Origin of the sequence: Pseudomonas sp. YeP6b (genome assembly GCF_025642995.1) — a bacterium.
Lineage (GTDB): Bacteria > Pseudomonadota > Gammaproteobacteria > Pseudomonadales > Pseudomonadaceae > Aquipseudomonas.
This window is the reverse complement of the sequence record NZ_CP080090.1, coordinates 3,763,122-3,783,283: the sequence shown is the minus strand read 5'-3', so window position 1 is coordinate 3,783,283 and position 20,162 is coordinate 3,763,122. Positions and strand designations below refer to the sequence as shown.

Genomic DNA, 20,162 nt, shown 5'->3' with positions numbered 1-20,162 from the left:
AAACAGGCGCGTCGTTTAGTGATCCATCGCACTCAAGATCGCATAAGCCACCTTGACCCGCTCAGCATTCGGGTAGTTCTTGTTCGCCAGAATGACCACGCCCATGTCCTTGCTTGGCACGTACACCACGTACGCGCCAAACCCGCCGGTTGAGCCGGTTTTGTTGTACAGCACGTTGGCCGGTTGCGGTTGTGCCGGCGTCAGCCAATTGGCCTTGTGCGGCTCCATCGCCATGGGCGTGGAGTTGCCCTCCAGCAACGCTTGCAGCGTGATCGGGTAAGGGTAGCGCTCCCAACCCAGGCCCTGGGTCATGCCGTTCACGGTGTAGTAACCGGCGTGGGTCGCCGCGATGGCTTGTTGCAGCGGCTTATCCAAGGTTTCCGGGTGCATGTTCACCATCACGTAGTGAGCCAGGTCCTGGGTGCTGGTCTTGATGCCGTAGGCTTCGCTGTCCAGTGCGCCGGGGCTGACGCGTGTGGGTTTCAGATTCTTGTCGTAGCCTTGGGCGTACAGGCCGCGCTTGTCAGCAGGCACGCTGACATGGGTGTTGTTCAAGCCCAGCTTGGGCAGCAGGGTTTTCTGCAAGGCGACGTTGAACGGCTGGCCAAGGCTTTGCGCCGACAGGTAGCCGAACAGCCCGATGCTCGGGTTGGAATACAGGCGTTGTGCGCCCGGCCCGTAAGTCGGTTTCCAGTGCTGGAAATAGCCGAGCATGGTCTCGGCGCTGTCGGCAGCATCCGGAAACTGCAGGGGCAGGCCGCCTGCGGTGTAGGTCGCCAGTTGCAGGAGGCTGATCTGGTCAAAGGCGCTGCCGGCCAGAACGGACAGGTGCTCGCTGGCCTTGTCCGAGAGCTTGAGTTTGCCGGTCGCCTGGGCATAACCGCCAAGGGTGGCGGTAAAGGTTTTGCTCACCGAGCCGATTTCAAACAGGGTGTTTTCGCTGACGGGCTGCTGGGTTTCCTTTGAGGCAGTCCCGTAGTTAAAGTATTGCGCCTTGCCGTTTTGTACGACAGCGACCGCGAGGCCCGGGATGGCCTGTTGTTGCATTAACGGTTTTACGCTGGCGTCTACCACGGCTTGCAGGTCGTTTGCGGCCAGGCAGTTGCCGGCGGCGAGCAATGCGGTCAGAGCCGTTAAATTACGTACTCCAAGCAAGGACAGTTGGGGCATGATGGTGCTTCCATGAGAAGATTCGATAGAATAAAGAGCCTGCGCAGGCGAGGCCAATGTAGGCAGTTTGCCGGCTGCGAACAAACGATGATATCTCGCACCAGCCATTAGAAAATTTAGGGTTAAGCATGCTGCGTTCCCACCTGCCGCTCAATGCCTTGCGCGCCTTCGAGGCCTCGGCTCGCCATTTGAGCTTCACCCGCGCGGCCATTGAGTTATGTGTGACTCAGGCGGCGGTCAGCCATCAGGTCAAAAGCCTGGAAGCCCAACTCAATGTCACGTTGTTCAAGCGCCTGCCACGCGGTTTGATGCTCACCAGCGAAGGCGAAACCCTGCTACCGGTGGTGCGCGAATCGTTTGATCGCATCGCCCAGACCCTCAGCCAGTTCGAAGGCGGGCATTACCGCGAAGTGCTCACCGTCGGCGCGGTGGGTACTTTTACCGTGGGCTGGCTGCTGCCGCGCCTGCCGGACTTTCAGGCGCGCTACCCGTTTATCGACCTGCGCCTGTCCACCCATAACAACCGCGTTGACGTGGCCGCCGAAGGCCTGGATTACGCGATCCGCTTCGGCGCCGGGGCCTGGCACGGCACGGATGCCTGTGAGCTGCTCGCAGCCCCGCTGACCGTGTTGTGTACACCCACGCTTGCCGAACAATTGCGCACGCCAGCCGACCTGTTGAAGCATACCTTGCTGCGCTCCTACCGCGCCGATGAGTGGACTCAATGGTTCCAGGCCGCCGGCCTGCCCGCTGACACCGTGGTGCCGCGCAGCATCGTGTTCGACTCGTCGCTGGCGATGATGGAAGCGGCGCTGCAAGGCATCGGCGTGGCGCTGGCACCGGCGATGATGTTCTCGCGGCAATTGGCCACGGATGCGATTCGCCAGCCGTTCGAGGTGGGCATCACCACCGGCAGTTACTGGCTGACACGCTTGCAGTCGCGGGTTGAAACAGCCGCCATGTTGGCGTTCAAGGGGTGGCTGGAGGAACTGTCGACAGCGCAGCGAAAACTGTCTTAATGCCACTATTTTGAAACAAAATGAAACATTCTCTCGGCGATAGAGATCTACCCCATCTCCCGCACTGAGTTCATCCATGAAAACCCCGCGCCCCGCCGACCGCATGCCCCACCTCACGCAACTACGCAATTTGAAGATGGCACGCTCCGCCCATGCCTATGTGCGGGGCAGTACGGTGCAGTTTTACGAATGGTTGCACAGCCAGTCCGGCCGCCGCTTGCCCCATGGCCCGGCGATCTGGATCTGCGGCGATTGCCACGCGGGTAATCTCGGCCCGACCGGTGATACCAAAGGCCGTATCGACATGCACATCCGCGACCTCGACCAGACCGTGATCGGCAACCCGGCCCACGACCTGGTGCGCCTGGCGCTGTCCTTGGCCACCGCCGCACGCGGTTCGGACCTGCCAGGGGTGACCACCGCGCGCATGCTTGAAGAAATGATGGTCGGCTACGCGCAAGCCTTCAAAGACAAACCCGACGAAGCGCCGCCACGCCCCTCCCAAGTCAAGGCCGGCATGCGCAGCGCCGTGGAGCGCACCTGGAAAAACCTCGCCCGTGAACGCATCGAAAGTGCCCGGCCGACGATCCCGCTGGGCAAGCACTTCTGGTCATTGTCTCGGGCAGAGAAGGGCGCCTTGCAAACACTGTGCGCCTCCGATGACATCCACCAGTTGGTCACCTCACTCAAAGGCCGCCCCAAAGACGCCAAGGTTGAACTGCTGGACTCAGCCTATTGGGTCAAAGGTTGCAGCTCCCTGGGCTTGCTGCGCTATGCCGCGCTGCTGGGCGTTGGCGACAAGGAGGATCAGGAATATTGCCTGATCGACATCAAGGAAGCCGTCGGCGCCGCCGCACCGCGTGCGGCACGCGCGAAGATGCCCAGGGATAACGGGCGGCGCGTGGTGGAGGGCGCGCGTCAGCTTTCACCGAGCTTGGGCGAGCGCATGGTCGCGACGCGTTTTCTCGACCACGGTTTTTTCATCCGTGAATTGCTGCCCCAGGACATGAAGCTTGAGCTGGATGAACTCAGCGAAATCGATGCCATGCACGCCGCCGGTTACCTGGCCCGCGTGGTCGGCATCGCCCACGCCCGGCAGATGGACCGCGATACGCGCAAGCAGTGGATGGCGGTGTTGCAGGAGAACCGCTCGAAACAGTTGGATGCACCGTCGTGGTTATGGACCAGTGTGGTGCAATTGGTGGGCAGCCATGAGCAGGGGTATCTCAACCATTGTCGGCGGTATGCGTTGGAACATTGATCTGAAAAAAAGCGACTAACCAATGTGGGAGCGGGTGGTGTTGTGTCAGGGGTAGTGGCTTATGCCTTGGGTTGCAGGCAATCCAGTGCGCGGTCGGCCAGTGTGCGGGCCATGTCGATCAGGTGTTCGGTGGCGCCGGCCATGTGGCGTTGATCGCCGGTCAGGCCTTGGAGGGTGTCGGCGGCGGTGGCTGCAGCACAGCGCAGCGCAGCAGGCCGCAGATTTGGGCGAGGGCGTCTTCGAAGCTGAGGTCTTGGTGCACGGTAAAGGACGGTGGTGAGGCGGGTTGCAGGGAGTGACTCAGGGCGCGCTCGAAGACTTCGCGGTCTGGGATGGCGTGGGGCGGGTCCGGGACAATTTTGCTCATGCATAAGCTTCTACTGAAAAGGGGAGCCATCCTGATGTCGTTTCCACACGACAAAGGGTGGCAGCTGTACGCAGGGTGGAAAACCAGGCAGTAGGACCCGGTCAGACCGAAGTCTGCCCACGAACAGCCGCCATATAGCTTTCTGAAGGCGAAAAGAAAACGCCGACATCGGTCTGATGGTGCTGGCGCTTTGCGCCTACTGATTCCCAGGTTTCCACACCCGATCGCTGATGTGCAGCGACAGAGCGAAGGCTAGCCAGTGGCGTGAGCAGGCGCAAGGCCGAAGGATTGTCTAGAAAACTTCCTGCAAATTAAAGGGATATGGATTGCTGGCCTTTAACAATGCATGTCGATCAACCAACACCGATCATATGTGGGAGCTGGCTTGCCTGCGATAGCGCCGGGCCGGCCAGCATATTTGTCACTGCAAGACCGCCATCGCAGGCAAGCCAGCTCCCACAGTTTAGATGGGGGCTAGGCCAGGTATTTGTGAAACCAGCCGAGGGTTCTTTCCCACGCCAGATTCGCCGCCGCCTCGTCATATCTCGGCGTCGAATCATTATGAAACCCATGGTTGGCGCCCTTGTAGATAAACGCCTCATACGTCGTACCCGCCGCCTTCAACGCCTTCTCATAAGCAGGCCAGCCTTCGTTGATCCGCGTATCCAACTCGCCGTAGTGCAGCATGATGGGCGCCTTGATGCGTGGCACGTCCTTGGCCTCCGGTTGACGCCCGTAGAACGACACTGCCGCGCCCAATTCGGGGTAGGCCACCGCTGCCGCATTGGTCACGCCGCCGCCGTAGCAGAAGCCGGTAATCCCGACTTTGCCGGTGCTGCTGTCGTGGTGCATCAGCCATTCGATGGCGGCGAAGAAGTCGTTCATGAGTTTTTCGGGGTCGACTTTCTGTTGCAGTTCCACGCCTTTTTCATCGTTGCCGGGGTAGCCGCCCACGGAGGTCAGGCCGTCCGGCGCCAGGGCGATGAAGCCGGCTTTGGCCAGGCGCCTTGCCACGTCTTCGATGTAGGGGTTCAGGCCACGGTTTTCGTGGACCACCACCACGGCCGGCAGTTTGCCGCTGGCTTTGGCCGGGCGCACCAGGTAGCCGCGCACTGTGCCGTTGCCTTTGGGCGAGGGGTAGGTGATGTAGTCGGCGATGATGTCGGGGTCGGTGAATTTGACTTGTTCGGCCAGCGCGTAGTTGGGGCTCAGGGCCGCCAGCAGCGCGGAGGCGGTGAGGCCGCCGAAGGTGAACAGCGCTGCGCGGTCTAGAAATTCGCGCCGGTTGAGCTTGCCGTGGGCGTAGCCGTCGTAGAGTTCCAGCAGTTCGGGGGCAAAGTCTTTCGCGGTGAGACGAGTCATCGGTGCATTCCTCGATTAGCGGTGCCAGTCAATGTAGACCAGGATCAGCGCACGCGGCCATGGGCGGAATCTGACAGTTGCCGGGTGTCGACGCGCACGAACACCGAGTCGCCGATGGCGGTGAGCACGTCTCCGGCGTACACCTCGCAGACCACGCGGCTTTTACGCCCCACTTCGCCCTCCACCCGCGCGCGTAGGCTCAGCGTTACGCCCATGGGCGTGGGTTTGATGAATTTGATGCCCAGGTTGCCGGTGACGCAGTCGATGCGCGGCAGGCTGCCGGGTTCGCGCTGCTCGGCGCGATAGTGGTAGGCCATGGCGGTCCAGTTGGAGTGGCAGTCCACCAGCATGGCGATCAGGCCGCCGTAGACCAGCTCGGGCCAGCCGCTGTATTTGGCCTCGGGCTGATGCTCGGCGATGACATGGACGCCATCGGCATACCAGCGGCTCTTGATATGCAGGCCATGCGGGTTGCTGCCGCCGCAGCCGTAGCAAATGCCTTCGGGGGCGGTGGTGTCCTGCAGGGAAGGGGTGTGCATGCAAAGTCCTTATTGTTTCTTTTGGCGACTACTCTGTTTAGCAGGGCACGCACCGAAAGGGAATAAATCCATACCGTGGCGTGTTAGCTCAGCACGTTTGTCCTTTGTTTTGCGGAGTGTTCCATGAAGTGTCGAATGTCCCTGGTCGTCCTGCTGGCCCTCGTCTCTGGTTGGTTTGCCAGCGCCCAGGCGGTGGAATACAAAGACGTTAACCGTACGGCCAGCCAGATCAGCTTTACCTTTCAGCAGTTCGGGCAGCGGGTGTACGGCACCTTCAGCGACTTTGAGGGCACCCTGAGCTTCGATACGCAAAAGCCCGAAGCGGCGCGTGCGTTGCTCAAGATCCAGCTCGCCAGCATCGATGCCGGCAGCCAGGACGCCAATACCCAGTTGCAACAGGCCGCGTGGTTCGACACCGCGACCTATCCGGTCGGTGTGTATGAATCCAGCGGCGCCACGGCGCTGGGTAATAACCGCTACAAGATCACCGGCAACCTGACGATCAAGGGCATTACGCGGCCGGTGGATATCACGGTGTTGCTCAAGGAGCAAAGCGGCATCGGTGTGTTCGACGGTGAGTTCGTGCTCAAGCGCGCCGACTTCAAGATCGGCGAGGGCGAGTGGGCGGGCAACAGCGTGGTGTCCAACGACATCAACATCAAGTTCAAGATGGTCGCGCCGCAACGCTAGCGTGCGAACCTTTTTGCCCCTGCCACGCAGCCGATCACCGCAACGGTTACCAGCAGCATGCCCAGGCTGACCTGCTCATGCAGCAGGCCCGCCGCTAGCGCCAGGCCAAAGAACGGCTGCAGCAGTTGCAACTGGCCGACGGCGGCGATGCCACCCTGGGCCAGGCCGCGGTACCAGAACACAAAACCGATCAGCATGCTGAACAACGACACATAACCCAGGCTCAGCCACGCTGGCAGGCTGATGCCGGTCAAGGTCGCGGGCGCCAGGATCAGGCTCAACGGCGCCACCACCGGCAACGACACCACCAGCGCCCAGCAGATCACCTGCCAACCGCCCAGGCTGCGCGACAACTTGGCGCCCTCGGCATACCCCAAACCGCACACCAGCACCGCCAATAACATCAGCACGTCACCGGCGGGCGCGGCGCTCAAGCCTTGGGCAACGGCATAGCCCATCACCAGCAGGCTGCCGAGGATAGAAAACAACCAGAACACCGGGCGCGGCCGCTCGCCGCCACGCAGCACGCCAAACACCGCCGTGGCCAGCGGCAGCAGGCCGATAAACACGATGGAGTGGGCAGACGTCACGTATTGCAGCGCCAGCGCTGTGAGCAATGGGAAGCCGATGACCACGCCGAACGCGACGATTGCCAGCGGCGCCCATTGGCCGCGCGCGGGGCGTTTCTCCCGGAACAGCCACAGCAGGCACAGCCCCAGCGCAGCGGCGAGGGTGGCGCGGATCATGGTCAGGAACACCGGGTTGAATTCCATCACCGCCAAACGTGTGGCCGGCAGCGAGCCGCTGAAAATCACCACGCCGATAAAGCCGTTGATCCAACCTTGGGTGCTGCTGTCGAGGGTGTTGAGGCGTGAGGTGCGTTCCATGAGGGCGTGCTCGAAAAGGATAAGTTGCGTTTGGCCATCCTAGGATTGAAGATTAAGACAATCAAAAAATTGTCATGGATACATCGCCGATGCCACGCGCCCGCTACAAGTCGTTGGTCGACACCTACGCCGAGGACATCCGCAGCGGCGCACTGGCGCCCGGCACACGCTTGCCCACCCACCGGCAATTGGCCGCCGACCACGGCCTGGCGCTGGTCACCGCCAGCCGGGTGTACACCGAGCTTGAGGCCATGGGCCTGGTCAGTGGTGAAACCGGGCGGGGCACTTTTGTGCGTGAGATTTCGTTACCGCCGGGGCAGGGCAGTGGGCAGATGAGCGTCGCAACCGGCATGCTCGACCTCAACTTCAACTACCCGTCGTTGCCGGGCCAGGCCGATCTGTTGCGCACGGCTTTGCGCCAACTGGCGCTGTCGGGCGACCTCGACGCCTTGCTGCGTTACCAGCCCCACGCTGGCCGCCTGCACGAGCGCGCGGTGGTGGCGCGGCACCTGTTGAGCCGGGGCCTGAGTGTTGAGGCCGAGCAGGTGCTGGTGGTCAGCGGCGCGCAGCATGGGCTGGCGGTGACCATGATGGCGTTGCTCAAGCCTGGGGATGTGGTCGCCGTCGATGCACTGACCTATTCAGGCTTCAAGGTGCTGGCCGAAACCCTGCACCTGGAAATCGTCGCCATCCCGGTCACTGCCGGCGGCCCGGACCTGGACGCACTGCAACGCCTGTGCAGCAAGCGCCCGGTGCGCGCGGTGTACAGCATTCCGACCTTGCACAACCCGTTGGGCTGGGTGATGAGCCTGGCGCAGCGCGAGCAACTGGTCAGCATTGCCCGTCAGCACCACCTGATAATCATCGAGGACGCGGCCTACGCGTTTCTGGCCGCAGAGGCACCGCCGCCACTGGCGACCTTGGCGCCTGAGTGCACGGTGTACGTCGGCGGGTTTTCCAAGAGCGTCGCCACCGGCTTGCGCGTGGGGTTTGTTGCAGCGCCGGCGCCGTGGGTAAAGAAGCTGGAACGCACCATCATGGCCACCACTTGGAACGTGCCCGGGGTGATGAGCGCGCTGGCCGTGGCCTGGATCGAGGACGGCACCGTCGCGCAGTTGGAAGCGCAAAAACGCCAGGATGCCCAGGCGCGGCAGGCCTTGGCTGCGCAGGTGCTCAAAGGCGTGGAGTACATCAGCCACCCGTCATCGTATTTTCTGTGGTTGCCGCTGGGGGAGGACGCGCGGGCTGATCAGGTCGCCATGGTGTTGCAGCGCGAGGGTATTTGCGTGTCCACCGCCGAGCCGTTTACGGTGTCGGCGATCGTGCCGCATGCGTTGCGGTTGGCGCTGGGCTCGGTGGACATGGCGGCGCTGCGTGAGGCGCTGGTGACGGTGCGCGAAGTGGTGCGGTGGTGAGCCGCACCGATGGCGATCAGTACTTGTAAGCCTGACGCCCGATCAGCAGCCATTGGCCTTTTTGCTTCTGCCAGACCTGGAAGTTGTCGATGTCGGTGGGCGTGTCTACGCCGCTGTTCACCGCCAGCGCGTGAAAGTGGTTGCGCACCAGGGCGGTGTCGCCGTCCAGGGTGATGGTCTGGTTCTGCATTTCGAGGGTCTTGAAGGCGCTGGTGTGGGTTTCAAGGTCCGCGATAAATTGCGCTTTGTTCTGCACCTTGCCGCTGGAGTGGCCGTAGGTGAGTTTGTCGGAGGTCAAGGCGTGAAGCTGTTTGAGGTCCAGGTGCAGCATGGCTTGGGTCAGTTGGTCGACCGCTTGGGCCACATCCTTCTCGGCGGGGGCAGGCGCAGCTGCGACGTAGCCGGTAAACAGGCACAGAAAACCGATCAGCACTTTGACGTTTGGCATGGGTGCTTCCTTATTGTTGTTAGGGGCGAACACGACAATTTAAGTTGTCGTACAACCATGCAATATTTCGAGCGGTGAAGGAAAGTGAAAATTTGAAATATTTGAAAGTGATGGGCTAAAAGGCATTTTAAGAGCCTGTTGCCCTTGTACGATATCCCAACACATTGGGTGGGTTTCAAGGACTGATCTTGCCGCTTCCTGCCCAAGTAGCACATCGCTATGCTACTGCCGAAACAACAATCGCCCGGTGAACACTATGGATTTTGACTGGCACAGCGACCCCATCACCCGCGCTACGCCCGTGACGCCACACTACAAAAGTACCCAGAACGTACGCCGCTTCATGCTTTTACACTGTGGCCCCGCGTTCAAGTTCGACCGGCCATTCATGGCCTGGATTCGCAACGACATTCCCAAGACCCTGGGCGATGTGGTGGTTGAGTGGCAACGTCGAAACGAGGACTCACGCCCATGACACGCGACGAAAAATACCAGGCCGCTCAACAGCGCATTGGCTATCAGCTGAACGAATTCAAAATCGGCGGCAACTACACGCCGTGGGTGCGCGAGGGCAACCACTTGTACATCAGCGGCCAGATTCCCCGTGTGGGAGACACTATCGTGCTGCCGGGCAAAGTCGGCGACAGCCTGACCCTGGCCCAGGCGCAAATCGCCGCCGGTATCAGCGCACTGCGTTGCCTGGGCTTGCTCAAGCAGGCGCTGGGTTCGCTGGACCAGATCAAGGCCATCCCGCGCATCAACGTGTATGTGCGCAGCGCTGAAGATTTTGATCAGCAAAGTGAAGTGGCCAACGGTGCCTCGGACCTGTTGCACGAGATTCTCGGCAGCGCCGGGGTACATACGCGTACGTCGCTGGGGGTGATGCAGTTGCCGAAGTCGGCGGCGGTGGAGATCGACATGATTGCCGTGGCTCACGGTTGACTCGCACATGATCACTCAGGGCTTGGTGGTACTGATCAACTACGCCACCTACGTAGCGCCTGGGCTGGTGTTGTTTGGCGTGTGGTTTGCGCTGACGCCCAGGGTGCTGACTGCGATGCGCATCCTGATCTTGTTGGCGGCGTTCGTGTTGATGCGTGATGCAATGACGCCGCTGGGCCTGTGGGCGCTCAGCCGCGAGGTGCAGATTGCATTCAGCGCCAATGCGTTCGTGCTGGCGGCACTGGGCGGGCTGTCGGTGTTGCTGATTATGCTGTTGGCACGCATCGCGCCGGAGTTGTGGCGGCTGGTGCGCTGGACCATCGGTAACCCGGTTGTTGGCCTGGGTGCAGGGCTGATAGTTGGCTGTTTGATCGGTGTGCCGCTGCGGGTTTACCAAGGCATCGAGGCCAGCGAGATCCATGGCTACTGGGTCTGGCTGCCGGGCATGGTGGTCTTGGCCTATGGCGCTAATGCATTGGAAGAGGTGCTGTTTCGCGGGTTCTTGCAGGGTTACCTGGAGCAACAACTGACACCATTGCGTGCGGCATTGATCAGCGGCGTAGCCTTTGCGGCCTGCCATGCATTCCTGGCGCTGAGCGTGACCCAACTCGGCTGGCCGGTGTTGCTGTTCACCCTGATCGAAGGGTTGGCCTGCGCGCTGGTGCGCCTGCGCTATGGCGTACTGGCGGCGACCGCCACCCACGGCACGGCAATCTTGCTGATTGCCGTGCCCTACATGGCTTGAGTTGAAACACAGCAAAATCTGTGGGAGCGGGCTTGCCTGCGATGGCTGTCTTTCAGTGACAACTAGGCCAACTGATCCACCGCTATCGCAGGCAAGCCAGCTCCCACATTTGGACCGCGTTTAGCCTGCTACTGATCGCCGTGCCCTGCATCACTTGATTTGAAACACAGGCCAATGTGGGAGCGGGCTTGCTCGCGAAGGTGGTGTGTCAGCCAATACATCCGGTGACTGACCCAGCGCTTTCGCGAGCAAGCCAGCTCCCACATTTTTTTGCCCGCGTTTATTCTGCTGTCAGCGGCGGCGTGCGCGGTGGGATCTGGCGTTTGCTGCCGGTGGCTTCATACGCGCACGCAAACCGCAGCAGCGCCGAGTCGTCATAGGCACGCCCGGCGAAGGTCAGCCCCACCGGCATGCCGATGTCTGCCATCACGCCCATCGGCACGGTGACGGTGGGCACGCCCAGGTGGCGAATCGCGAGGTTGCCGTTGGCCACCCAGACGCCGTTGCTCCAGGCAATGTCGGCGCTGGCTTCGTTAACATCGGCATCCGCCGGGCCAACGTCGGCCACGGTGGGGAACAGCACCGCGTCCAGCCCCAGCGTGTCCATCCAGTCTTCCAGGTCGATGCGCCGGGTTTGCTCCAGGCCACGCAGGCCATCCGGCACGGTGCTGATCTCGTTCCACGGCGTGATGCCGCGCTCGGCCATGCGCACGTATTCGTCCATGCCGGCGGCCAGGTCGTCTTCACGGTTGGGCAGGGTGCCGGGGTCGTGTGGGAAGATTTTCGGCCCGTCCACGTCAGCCAGGCGGTTCAGGTGCGGGTCGCCGTTGGCGCGCAGGAAGTCATCGAACGCCCAGGCCGACAGCTCCCACAATTCGTCGTGCAGAAATTCCTTAGAGACCAGGCCGCGGGTAAATACGGTCGGCGCGCCAGGGCGGTCGCCTTCGCAGTTGGACACCAGCGGGAAATCCACCTCGATCACTTCAGCCCCGGCGGCTTCCAGCGCCTGGCGCGCGTCCTGCCACAGGTCGATGACGCTGGCGCGGGTGTTGATCTTTTGCCCAGTCGGCCCGCCGATCCCAGGCTTTTCGCTGGTGCCGGCGTCGGGGTCGGCGTTGATGTACATGCGCGGCACGCCGAAACGTTTGCCAGCGAGGGATTCACTGCTCACCGCCAGCTCCGCATAAGACGCTGGGCGCACCGAAGCCACGCTGGGGATTGGCACCCAGGGTTGCAGGCGCCACAGGTCGCCACGGGTGTCGGGGTCGTCGGCGACCACCACGTCGAGTACTTCGAGCAAGTCGGCCATGGTGCGCGCATACGGCACCACCACGTCCATGGTTGGCGTCAACGGCCAGTTACCGCGCACCGAAATTACCCCGCGCGACGGCGTGTAGGCACACAAGCCATTGTTGGACGCCGGGCCGCGCCCGCTTGACCAGGTTTCTTCGGCCAGGCCGAAGGCGGCGAAGCTGGCAGCCGTTGCCGTGCCCGCGCCGTTGGAGGAACCGGAGGCAAACGGTGCGGTGAGGTAGCCGGCGTTATACGGGCTTTCTGCGCGGCCATACACGCCGCGCTGCATCCCGCCGTTGGCCATCGGCGGCATATTGGTCTTGCCCAGGCAGATGGCGCCGCCGGCGCGCAGGCGTTCAATGGTGAAGGCGTCACGCTGCGCCACCAGTTTGGCGAAGGCCGGGCTGCCGGAAGCTGCCGTCAGGCCCTTGACCAAATAGCTGTCTTTGGCGGTGTAGGGAATACCGTCCAATGGCCCCAAGGTTTCGCCTTTGGCCCGACGTGCATCGCACGCCTGGGCTTCTTTGAGCGCCTCGGGATTGCGCACCACCACGGCATTCAAGGCGGTGGCGGTCTGCGCGCCGTCATAGGCCTCGATCCGCGCCAGGTAAGCCTGGACCAGTTCTACGGCAGTGGTCTGGCCGCTTTCAAGTGCCGCGCGCAGTTGGGCAATGGAAACTTCAGTAACGTGCATCACGTGTTTTTCGCCGCCTTCAAGTTGGAGGTATGGCGGCAGTCTACGTACAGATATTTCACAAAACCAGCGCGGCATAATCCGCATAGCCAGCGCGCATCACTTGCCACGTGGGCTCGTCAGCCGGAATCAGATGTTCGATACGCAGCGAGGTGAGCGTGATGTCCTGGGGCATGCCGAACGTGGTGAAGGTCGACAGGAAGTTCAGCTCGCCCCGGCTTGAGCGGATACGCGTCAACACCAGTGGCGGCATGTCGATGGGCAGTTCGGTACGGGGCGGCGCCGGCAAACTCGCCAGCAACGCCGCCAGTGCCGGGTTGCCCAGAGCCTCGCGCGTGGCGCGTTGCCAGGCGACGGTGCGGATCTCTTCGGCGTTGATCAGGTGATCACCCAGGCCGCCGGTTTGCAGCAGGGTTGTCAGCAGGTTTAGCTCGTTGGCCGCATTCGCTTTGATCCCCACCAGCTCAAATAAAACGCAGGTACTGGCATTGGTGGCGAGGACTTCCCACTGGCTGCCCAGCAGAATCGCCGGGGCGGGGTTGTTGGCGTGCAACACGTGGCTGACCGCTTCACGAATGGCGGCCATGGCCGGTGACGCGAGCGGTGTAGCGGTGTAGCGCGGCGCATAACCGGCGGCGAGGAACACGCGGTTGCATTGCTCCAGCGGGGCGTCCAGGGCCATGAGCAACGCATGCAACGTGCCCGGGCTCGGCTTGGCGCGGCCGGTTTCGATGCAGCTGAGATGGCGCTGGGAAACACCCGTGATCAAAGCCAGGTCCAGCTGGCTCAGTTGGGCGTGTCGGCGCAATTGGCGCAGGTGTTGGCCGGCAGTTGAAGGGGTATCCATGGCCAGATTATGACCTCCGAGGTCATTGCGAGAGGCGCAACCTTATCACTATGTTGAGCCTTGATCATTTCAAGGAAGGCACCATGCACAGACCCTATTTCGCCTTGGCCGGTTTGCTGGGATTTTCGCTGTACACACTGGTCACGATGCTCACGGCCGAGCAATCGCTGCTGGCGTTCGGGCGGGAACTGATGTCTCGGCCGGACACCGCGCAGGTGGTGATCGACCTGTATCTGATGGCGCTGCTGGCGTGTGTGTGGATGTACCGGGATGCGCGCGGGCGAGGGCGTTCGGTTGCCTGCGTGGTGCCGTACTTTTTGCTGACGGTGGTGTTTGTGTCGGTGGGGCCGTTGCTTTACATCGTCGTGAATGGGTACCGAGATGAATGAACGGCTGCATTCCAACCTTGAGGATTTCGATGTGGCGAGCGGGCTTGCCCTAATGCCGCTCAGTTAAGCGCAGCTCCCACATTTAATCTTCGCTGCTTTGGGCATTGCGTTCGCTTAACTGAACGGCATTAGGGCTTGCCCCGCGTTGGGCTGCGAAGCGGCCCTAAAACCTGCCGCCGCGGTCTCACTGGAAGAAATGCAGCGCCTGTGATGGGGCTGCTGCGCTGCCCAACGCGGGGTACGCCCGCTCGCCACAACTAGCTGTGCAAGCCTGGGCCAACAGTGCCGATGTTCGGCCGGTCAGACGCCTTTGGTCGAGGGCAGCAAAATCGTCAGGATGCCCGCCAACGGCAGGAACGAGCAGATTTTATAGACGTACTCGATGCCGTGGTTGTCGGCCAGCAAGCCGAGCAACGCGGCGCCAATGCCGCTGAAGCCAAACATCAGGCCGAAGAAGATACCCGCGATCATCCCCACATTGCCCGGCACCAGTTCCTGGGCAAAGACCACGATGGCCGAAAAGGCCGAGGCGATGATGAAGCCGATCACCACGCTGAGCACGGCGGTCCAGAACAGGTCAACGTAGGGCAGGGCCAGGGTGAAGGGCGCGGCGCCCAGGATCGAGAACCAGATGACTTTCTTGCGCCCGATCTTGTCGCCAATCGGTCCACCGGCAAAGGTGCCGACGGCCACCGCGCCGAGGAACAGGAACAGGTACATCTGCGAGCTGGCCACCGACAGGTGGAACTTCTCGATCAGGTAAAAGGTGAAGTAGCTGGTGAGGCTGGTCATGTAGAAGTATTTGGAGAACACCAGCAGCGCCAATACCACCAAGGCAAAGGTCACGCGGCCTTTTGACAAACCGTGGGTGGCCTTGCCGCCTTGCTTGAGTTTGAACAGGTTGAGGTGGTGGCGGTACCAACGGCTCAAGCCGTACAGCACCATGATCGCGAACACGGCGAACAGCCCGAACCAGGCGATATGAGTTTGGCCGTACGGAATGATGATCGCCGCCGCCAGCAATGGGCCGAAGGCGCTGCCGGTGTTGCCGCCGACCTGGAAGGTCGATTGTGCCAGGCCATAACGCCCGCCCGAGGCCAGGCGCGCCACGCGTGAGGTTTCCGGGTGGAAGGTCGACGAGCCGACACCGACCAGCGCCGCCGCCAACAGGATCAACGGGAAGGTGCCGACAAACGCCAGCAGCAGGATGCCGACCAACGTGCACACCATGCCCGCCGGCAACAGCCAGGGCTTGGGGTGGCGGTCGGTGTGGTAACCGATCCAGGGTTGCAGCAAGGACGCGGTCAGTTGGAAGGTGAGGGTGATCAGGCCGACTTGGGTAAAGCTCAGCCCGTAGTTGGCCTTGAGCATCGGGTAGATCGATGGCAACACGGCCTGGATCAGGTCATTGATCATGTGCGCCAGGGCGCAGGCGCCAAGGACGCGCATGACCAAGGGGCTTATTTGCGGCGTAGTGGTTGCTGTGGCGGGTGGCGCGGTCAGGCTCGACATGCAGGCATTCCATACAAGGCAGCGAACAGGGGCAGTGCGTACTTTAGCGCGCTGCCCGTTTCTAAATGTTGCGGCGTTTATGCTAGATTCGCAGAAAATGCCTGTCTCGCGTAATTCGGGCGCTAACCATCGCAAAAAGGGCGAAATCATCAAATCACTGGATGTATTTCTGCGGGAGATCGACGAAGGCGACTGGGCTGTGATCAGTTCCGCCACCGATTACCCCGAAAACTGGGTGATCCCCGAGCATAGCCACGAGAAGCATCAACTGCTCTACGCCGTCGAAGGCGTGATGGTGGTGTATTCGGCGCTGAACCAATGGACGGTGCCGCCCAATCGCGGCTTCTGGATGCCCTGCGGGCAAGTCCATTCACTGCGCTGCGTGGGCACCCTGAAGATGCGCAGCGTGTTTGTGCGCCCGGACCGCTTTCCCAATTTGCCCAGCGAACCCAAGACCGTGAGTGTGTCGCCATTGCTGAGCGAGCTGATCAAGGCCTCGGTCAGCTTGAAGCCGCCGTACGCCGAGGATTCGCGCGACGCCCGAATCATGCACCTGATCCTCGACGAGCTCGCCATCCTGCCGGCCTTGCCGCTGTCGCTGCCGCAGCCAGTCGACCTGCGCATCAACCGTATTTGCCAGGCGCTGCAACAGGAGCCGGGCGATGCCTCCACGGTGGCGGATTGGAGCGAGCGACTGGACCTGGATCAGAAAACCATCCAGCGCTTGTTTCGCAAGGAAACCGGCCTGACCTTCGGCCAATGGCGCCAACAAGCACGCTTGCTGCTGGCGCTAGAGCGCATTGCGGTAGGGGAGAAGATCATCGATGTGGCCATCGAGTTGGGCTATGAAAGCCCAAGTGCCTTTACCAGCATGTTCAAGAAGCAGTTTGGCAAGACGCCGAGTCAGTTTTTTAAATAGTGCATCACGTGACGCTTTGTTATTGCGAATGCCTCTAAAGAACTGTGAATGTTGACAGTTGGCAATCGCGCAGTGAAAAAGTAATTTTGTCAGGCTCAAGCAAAATAGTGGGTGAGCGGCATTAAAAGATAATTCACAGTGAGGTGACAGTGATGGCTGAAGATGATGAAATTAGTTTGGAAATTACATTAAATACAACCGAGCCTATGGAGATCTTTTACTCCCCCCGTGCGGGAAAAGAGGTGTCCATTAGAAAAATCAAAGCGGCCACGGTTGACTATAAAATTTCACCTAAAATAGGAATCTGCGTATCCCTGTGCGTCCGTGCGCTGGATGGTAGCGGCCTGAAGGAAAAGACGACATTCAGCGTTAAAAATGAAAGTCTATCTAAGATTGACATAGACGCGGGCGGGATGACTACGTTAAATCACGGTGAAAGCATGCAATTAACCTTCGGTCCTGATAAGTCGAGTTATTACGTAGGCCTTACCCCTCCCTACGATGACAGTCCTCATTGAATAATGCTGCGTTAAGAATAGAGCACGTCAACCCGCGGTTTGACGTGCCGCTCAAACCTAATCAGCGCTGGTTCCGCAAGGAAACCGGCCTGACGTTCGGCCAATGGCGCCAACAAGCACGCTTGCTGTTGGCGCTGCAGCGCATTGCGGTAGGGGAGAAGATCATCGAGGTGGCCATCGAGTTGGGCGATGAAAGCCCAAGCGCCTTTACCCGCATGTTCAAGAAGCAGTTTGGCAAGACGCCGAGTCAGGTGCTCGGGTAATTTGGAGCGCTTAAATACGCACTTTATTATTGCGAATGCTTATAAAGAACTGTAAGCATTGACAGTTGGCAGTTGCGTCTTACATCCCCATCCTCGACCTTGTTGAAATACATCATTGTGTGAGCGATTTTCATTAAACTGCTAAATAGGGTGGCTGCGATGTTTAAGAATCAAGTCAAGTTAAAATTCACATTGACGACAGCGGGGTCTATACAGCTCTCTTGTGTGAACCTGTATGACAAAATCGAAGTGTTCGAAAGAAAGGTAAGGGGGCCGGTTTCCGATTACACGGTGACGGCTGAATTGGACGGTGCGGTGATCTTTAACGTTCGGGCAATAGAGGGGAGTGATTTGAGTGTCAGCGAGACCATAGGGCTCACAAATGAAAGTGATTTTGAACTTTTTATCACTTCCGAGGCGGAAGTGGAAACTGATTTGAAAAGTCGGCAAAAAGTAGATTTGGTGTTTGGTTCTGGTAGTGAGGGTTATGAAATCGTTATGCCGGAAGAATATAATAACTATCTATAGTCGGCTGAACTATACAGAGTTAATTAAGAAGAGCCTGCGTTGTCCACGCATCATGTTTGACTCTTCTTAATTGGGTTTTCTTCACCGTGCATTTTTTCTGCGTGATCACGCCAATACGCGTTTGCTGCGGGGAATGCAGGCAGATGGGGCAGACAACCAACTTCCGCCACAACTTTCGAACTCAGGTATCACTGATCAGCCGCCGTCAAATTAGCGTAGAAAATACAACCGATCAGCCGCGCAAACAGGCTCAGGGTTTCCGGCAGATTAGGGTCGTCAAACAGCATCGCCCGCGAATCCAGGGCGCACAGCGCGCCGAACAGGCGGCCATCGGGCAGGAAGATCGGCGCGCCGGCATAGCTTTCGATGGCGTATTGCTTGACCACCGGGCGTGCGGCAAACCGGCCGTTCTGGCTGATTTGCGGGATGAACAATGTTTGAGGGTCGATGCAGAACTCACTGCACAGCGTGGTTTCCAGGTCGAGTACGTCGTTGACATGAATGCCCATTTGCAGCGGGTCATAGGCCGAGCACACCACCCATTCCTGGTCGGTGAATTTGGCGATACCGGCAAAGCGCATGCCGGTCAGGCGGGTAACCAATTGCAGGACGCTGGTGGTGGCTTCGATTTCGGCGATGGCAGCGCGCTCATCGGCGCTGAGTAACGCGTGTGCTGCGGTGACGCTTGGAACCATGCTTAAGCACTCCAATGGCGTGGCGGCGCGGGCCGCCACGCACGGTCAGGGGTTAATTAATCCGTGGATGCTGCTGCACCAGGTTCTGGCGCTTGGCTTCCAGCTCGGCAATTTGAGTGTCGATGTCTTCGATCTTCTGCTCGATATTGTCGTGGTGCTCTTGCAGGATTTCCTTGGCTTCGGCCATGTCCGAGGCCGCCGGTGCCGCGCCGCGCAGGGGCTTGTTGGCGGTTTCCTTCATGGTCAGGCCGGTGATCAGGCCGACCACCGCAAACACCATCAGGTAGTAGGCGGGCATGAACAAGTTGTTGGTGCTTTCCACCAGCCACGCCACGGCGGTTGGGGTGATACCGGCGATCAATACCGAGACGTTGAACGCACTGGCCAACGCGCTGTAACGCAAATGCGTGGGGAACATTGCGGGCAGGGTCGAGGCCATCACGCCGATGAAGAAGTTCAAGATCACCGCGAGGATCAGCAGGCCTGCGAAGATCAGGCCGATCTTGCCGCTGGTGATCAGCATGAACGCCGGAATCGACAGGAACAGCAAGCCGACACTGCCGGCGATGATGAAGGGCTTGCGGCCGATCTTGTCGCTGATAAAACCAATGAACGGCTGCACGAACAGCATGCCGACCATGATCGCGATGATGATCAGCACGCCGCTGTTTTCTTTGTAGTGCAGGTTGTGCGACAGGTAGCTGGGCATGTAGGTCAGCAGCATGTAGTACGTCACGTTGGTGGCCGCGACGATCCCGATGCAGGTCAGCAGGCTGCGCCAGTGTTGGGTGGCGACCTCTTTGAACGACACTTTGGGGCCGTGGGTCAGGCCTTGGAGGTCGCCTTGCTCGAGTTTGTCCATGTGCTGCTGGAAGGCTGGGGTTTCTTCCAGCGCGTGGCGCAGGTACAGGCCGATGAGGCCCAGGGGCAGGGCGAGGAAGAACGGCAGGCGCCAGCCCCAGGCTTCGAAGTCGGCTTCACCCAGGATGGTGGAAATCAGTACCACCACACCGGCGCCAAGCACGAAACCGGCGATGGAGCCGAAGTCCAACCAACTGCCAAGGAACCCGCGTTTACGGTCCGGCGCGTATTCGGCGACGAAGATCGAGGCGCCGGTGTACTCACCGCCTACCGAGAACCCTTGGGCCATTTTGCACAGCAGCAGCAGGATCGGTGCCCAGATGCCAATCGAGGCATACCCGGGAATCAGGCCGATGGCGAAGGTGCTCAAGGACATGATGACGATGGTGGCGGCGAGGACTTTCTGCCGCCCGTATTTGTCACCCAGGGCGCCGAAGAACAGGCCACCCAATGGGCGAATCAGGAACGGCACAGAGAAGGTGCCCAAGGCGGCGATCATTTGTACGCTGGGCGAGGCGTCGGGGAAGAACACTTTGCCAAGTACGTAGGCGACAAAGCCATAGACGCCAAAGTCGAACCATTCCATGGCGTTACCCAGTGCGGCGGCGGTGATTGCCTTGCGCACCTTGGCGTCGTCGACGATGGTGATGTCTTTCAATCCGATGGGTTTGACGCTTTTCTTACGTAATTTCATGCGGGCCACTCTAAAACTGAACAGGGGAGGTGCCATCGTTGCGATGGCACCGCTCTGTCAGTTCAGATACAACCAGACATGAAATAATTCACCTCTATTTGCTT

General features: G+C 60.3%; 21 protein-coding genes and 2 pseudogenes. 12 read left to right on the top strand and 11 right to left on the bottom strand.

Annotated features, from left to right (window positions below):
* Positions 1-15: 15 nt before the first annotated feature.
* Positions 16-1,170, bottom strand: coding sequence for a class C beta-lactamase (ampC, locus tag KZH41_RS17005; RefSeq protein ID WP_263273183.1), 1,155 nt, complete (start codon positions 1,168-1,170; stop codon positions 16-18).
* Positions 1,171-1,298: 128 nt separating this feature from the next.
* Here ampC and KZH41_RS17000 point away from each other — a divergent pair, with 128 nt between their 5' ends.
* Both KZH41_RS17000 and KZH41_RS16995 read left to right on the top strand, forming a co-directional pair.
* Positions 1,299-2,189: a LysR family transcriptional regulator gene (locus tag KZH41_RS17000; RefSeq protein WP_242150147.1), complete on the top strand. Its 891-nt coding sequence runs from the start codon at positions 1,299-1,301 to the stop codon at positions 2,187-2,189.
* Positions 2,190-2,265: 76 nt separating this feature from the next.
* Positions 2,266-3,450, top strand: a complete 1,185-nt coding sequence (locus KZH41_RS16995; protein ID WP_094953558.1) for a DUF2252 family protein — start codon at positions 2,266-2,268, stop codon at positions 3,448-3,450.
* Positions 3,451-3,509: 59 nt separating this feature from the next.
* Here the strand turns inward: KZH41_RS16995 and KZH41_RS16990 are convergent.
* From KZH41_RS16990 to KZH41_RS16980, 3 genes and pseudogenes are all read right to left on the bottom strand, one after another.
* Positions 3,510-3,817, bottom strand: a pseudogene (locus KZH41_RS16990) (DUF6124 family protein).
* A 474-nt stretch (positions 3,818-4,291) separates the two neighbouring features.
* Positions 4,292-5,179, bottom strand: coding sequence for a YghX family hydrolase (gene yghX / locus KZH41_RS16985; RefSeq protein ID WP_263273182.1), 888 nt, complete (start codon positions 5,177-5,179; stop codon positions 4,292-4,294).
* Between the two features lie 44 nt (positions 5,180-5,223).
* The gene (locus KZH41_RS16980; protein WP_242150144.1) at positions 5,224-5,718 is read right to left on the bottom strand and encodes a PaaI family thioesterase; all 495 of its coding nucleotides are present in this window, start codon (positions 5,716-5,718) and stop codon (positions 5,224-5,226) included.
* Positions 5,719-5,853: 135 nt separating this feature from the next.
* Between KZH41_RS16980 and KZH41_RS16975 the strand changes: the two genes are divergently transcribed.
* Positions 5,854-6,408 (top strand): YceI family protein, encoded by a 555-nt coding sequence (locus KZH41_RS16975; RefSeq protein WP_242150141.1) that lies wholly within the window; start codon positions 5,854-5,856, stop codon positions 6,406-6,408.
* On the opposite strand, the gene KZH41_RS16970 is transcribed toward KZH41_RS16975, so the two are convergent.
* Positions 6,405-7,295, bottom strand: a complete 891-nt coding sequence (locus tag KZH41_RS16970) for a DMT family transporter (protein ID WP_094953562.1) — start codon at positions 7,293-7,295, stop codon at positions 6,405-6,407. The genes KZH41_RS16975 and KZH41_RS16970 overlap by 4 nt on opposite strands.
* An 89-nt stretch (positions 7,296-7,384) precedes the next feature.
* On the opposite strand from KZH41_RS16970, the gene KZH41_RS16965 reads away from it, so the two are divergent.
* Positions 7,385-8,710, top strand: coding sequence for a PLP-dependent aminotransferase family protein (locus tag KZH41_RS16965; protein ID WP_094953563.1), 1,326 nt, complete (start codon positions 7,385-7,387; stop codon positions 8,708-8,710).
* A 16-nt stretch (positions 8,711-8,726) separates the two neighbouring features.
* Here KZH41_RS16965 and KZH41_RS16960 read toward each other — a convergent pair whose 3' ends face one another.
* Positions 8,727-9,158, bottom strand: a complete 432-nt coding sequence (locus KZH41_RS16960) for a nuclear transport factor 2 family protein (protein WP_083358615.1) — start codon at positions 9,156-9,158, stop codon at positions 8,727-8,729.
* 256 nt (positions 9,159-9,414) lie between these two features.
* Here KZH41_RS16960 and KZH41_RS16955 point away from each other — a divergent pair, with 256 nt between their 5' ends.
* From KZH41_RS16955 to KZH41_RS16945, 3 genes are read left to right on the top strand one after another with little or no spacing between them, the layout of a single operon-like run.
* Positions 9,415-9,633: a DUF6434 domain-containing protein gene (locus tag KZH41_RS16955; protein WP_263273178.1), complete on the top strand. Its 219-nt coding sequence runs from the start codon at positions 9,415-9,417 to the stop codon at positions 9,631-9,633.
* Positions 9,630-10,100: a RidA family protein gene (locus tag KZH41_RS16950; protein ID WP_094953565.1), complete on the top strand. Its 471-nt coding sequence runs from the start codon at positions 9,630-9,632 to the stop codon at positions 10,098-10,100. The genes KZH41_RS16955 and KZH41_RS16950 overlap by 4 nt, the downstream gene beginning before the upstream one ends.
* A gap of 7 nt (positions 10,101-10,107) precedes the next feature.
* Entirely contained in the window at positions 10,108-10,845 is a 738-nt protein-coding gene (locus tag KZH41_RS16945; RefSeq protein WP_263273175.1) for a CPBP family intramembrane glutamic endopeptidase, read from the top strand.
* A 280-nt stretch (positions 10,846-11,125) separates the two neighbouring features.
* Here KZH41_RS16945 and KZH41_RS16940 read toward each other — a convergent pair whose 3' ends face one another.
* The gene (locus KZH41_RS16940; protein ID WP_242150135.1) at positions 11,126-12,835 is read right to left on the bottom strand and encodes an amidase; all 1,710 of its coding nucleotides are present in this window, start codon (positions 12,833-12,835) and stop codon (positions 11,126-11,128) included.
* Between the two features lie 55 nt (positions 12,836-12,890).
* Complete coding sequence (locus tag KZH41_RS16935; RefSeq protein ID WP_094950157.1) at positions 12,891-13,679, bottom strand: helix-turn-helix domain-containing protein; 789 nt, start codon at positions 13,677-13,679, stop codon at positions 12,891-12,893.
* 83 nt (positions 13,680-13,762) lie between these two features.
* Here KZH41_RS16935 and KZH41_RS16930 point away from each other — a divergent pair, with 83 nt between their 5' ends.
* A complete protein-coding gene (locus KZH41_RS16930) occupies positions 13,763-14,068 on the top strand; it encodes a DUF2834 domain-containing protein (RefSeq protein WP_094950160.1) in 306 nt (101 codons plus the stop codon).
* A 300-nt stretch (positions 14,069-14,368) separates the two neighbouring features.
* On the opposite strand, the gene KZH41_RS16925 is transcribed toward KZH41_RS16930, so the two are convergent.
* Complete coding sequence (locus KZH41_RS16925) at positions 14,369-15,580, bottom strand: MFS transporter (RefSeq protein WP_094950155.1); 1,212 nt, start codon at positions 15,578-15,580, stop codon at positions 14,369-14,371.
* 97 nt (positions 15,581-15,677) lie between these two features.
* On the opposite strand from KZH41_RS16925, the gene KZH41_RS16920 reads away from it, so the two are divergent.
* The 4 genes and pseudogenes from KZH41_RS16920 to KZH41_RS16905 all read left to right on the top strand — a co-directional run bounded on the left by KZH41_RS16920 (position 15,678) and on the right by KZH41_RS16905 (position 17,808).
* Entirely contained in the window at positions 15,678-16,499 is an 822-nt protein-coding gene (locus KZH41_RS16920; protein WP_094950154.1) for an AraC family transcriptional regulator, read from the top strand.
* Between the two features lie 152 nt (positions 16,500-16,651).
* Positions 16,652-17,017 (top strand): hypothetical protein, encoded by a 366-nt coding sequence (locus KZH41_RS16915; protein WP_094950153.1) that lies wholly within the window; start codon positions 16,652-16,654, stop codon positions 17,015-17,017.
* Between the two features lie 53 nt (positions 17,018-17,070).
* Positions 17,071-17,280, top strand: a pseudogene (locus KZH41_RS16910) (helix-turn-helix domain-containing protein); the annotation flags it as partial.
* A gap of 159 nt (positions 17,281-17,439) precedes the next feature.
* Entirely contained in the window at positions 17,440-17,808 is a 369-nt protein-coding gene (locus KZH41_RS16905) for a hypothetical protein (protein WP_263273171.1), read from the top strand.
* Between the two features lie 188 nt (positions 17,809-17,996).
* Here the strand turns inward: KZH41_RS16905 and KZH41_RS16900 are convergent, their stop codons facing one another.
* Complete coding sequence (locus KZH41_RS16900; protein ID WP_263273169.1) at positions 17,997-18,503, bottom strand: GAF domain-containing protein; 507 nt, start codon at positions 18,501-18,503, stop codon at positions 17,997-17,999.
* Between the two features lie 52 nt (positions 18,504-18,555).
* Positions 18,556-20,058 carry a glycine betaine/L-proline transporter ProP gene (proP, locus tag KZH41_RS16895; protein ID WP_094950150.1) on the bottom strand — a complete coding sequence of 501 codons (1,503 nt, stop codon included), beginning with the start codon at positions 20,056-20,058 and terminating at the stop codon, positions 18,556-18,558.
* Positions 20,059-20,162 lie beyond the last annotated feature (104 nt).

Excerpts from the sequence above, each read along its gene's own strand:
- proP (WP_094950150.1), bottom strand. The coding sequence starts at position 20,058 with ATGAAATTACGTAAGAAAAGCGTCAAACCCATCGGATTGAAAGACATC.
- KZH41_RS16955 (WP_263273178.1), top strand. The coding sequence starts at position 9,415 with ATGGATTTTGACTGGCACAGCGACCCCATCACCCGCGCTACGCCCGTG.
- KZH41_RS16905 (WP_263273171.1), top strand. The coding sequence starts at position 17,440 with ATGTTTAAGAATCAAGTCAAGTTAAAATTCACATTGACGACAGCGGGG.
- KZH41_RS16965 (WP_094953563.1), top strand. The coding sequence starts at position 7,385 with ATGCCACGCGCCCGCTACAAGTCGTTGGTCGACACCTACGCCGAGGAC.
- KZH41_RS16900 (WP_263273169.1), bottom strand. The coding sequence starts at position 18,503 with ATGGTTCCAAGCGTCACCGCAGCACACGCGTTACTCAGCGCCGATGAG.
- yghX (WP_263273182.1), bottom strand. The coding sequence starts at position 5,179 with ATGACTCGTCTCACCGCGAAAGACTTTGCCCCCGAACTGCTGGAACTC.
- KZH41_RS16915 (WP_094950153.1), top strand. The coding sequence starts at position 16,652 with ATGGCTGAAGATGATGAAATTAGTTTGGAAATTACATTAAATACAACC.
- ampC (WP_263273183.1), bottom strand. The coding sequence starts at position 1,170 with ATGCCCCAACTGTCCTTGCTTGGAGTACGTAATTTAACGGCTCTGACC.
- KZH41_RS16935 (WP_094950157.1), bottom strand. The coding sequence starts at position 13,679 with ATGGATACCCCTTCAACTGCCGGCCAACACCTGCGCCAATTGCGCCGA.
- KZH41_RS16925 (WP_094950155.1), bottom strand. The coding sequence starts at position 15,580 with ATGTCGAGCCTGACCGCGCCACCCGCCACAGCAACCACTACGCCGCAA.
- KZH41_RS16945 (WP_263273175.1), top strand. The coding sequence starts at position 10,108 with ATGATCACTCAGGGCTTGGTGGTACTGATCAACTACGCCACCTACGTA.
- KZH41_RS16970 (WP_094953562.1), bottom strand. The coding sequence starts at position 7,295 with ATGGAACGCACCTCACGCCTCAACACCCTCGACAGCAGCACCCAAGGT.
- KZH41_RS16930 (WP_094950160.1), top strand. The coding sequence starts at position 13,763 with ATGCACAGACCCTATTTCGCCTTGGCCGGTTTGCTGGGATTTTCGCTG.
- KZH41_RS17000 (WP_242150147.1), top strand. The coding sequence starts at position 1,299 with ATGCTGCGTTCCCACCTGCCGCTCAATGCCTTGCGCGCCTTCGAGGCC.
- KZH41_RS16950 (WP_094953565.1), top strand. The coding sequence starts at position 9,630 with ATGACACGCGACGAAAAATACCAGGCCGCTCAACAGCGCATTGGCTAT.
- KZH41_RS16975 (WP_242150141.1), top strand. The coding sequence starts at position 5,854 with ATGTCCCTGGTCGTCCTGCTGGCCCTCGTCTCTGGTTGGTTTGCCAGC.
- KZH41_RS16920 (WP_094950154.1), top strand. The coding sequence starts at position 15,678 with ATGCCTGTCTCGCGTAATTCGGGCGCTAACCATCGCAAAAAGGGCGAA.
- KZH41_RS16960 (WP_083358615.1), bottom strand. The coding sequence starts at position 9,158 with ATGCCAAACGTCAAAGTGCTGATCGGTTTTCTGTGCCTGTTTACCGGC.
- KZH41_RS16995 (WP_094953558.1), top strand. The coding sequence starts at position 2,266 with ATGAAAACCCCGCGCCCCGCCGACCGCATGCCCCACCTCACGCAACTA.
- KZH41_RS16980 (WP_242150144.1), bottom strand. The coding sequence starts at position 5,718 with ATGCACACCCCTTCCCTGCAGGACACCACCGCCCCCGAAGGCATTTGC.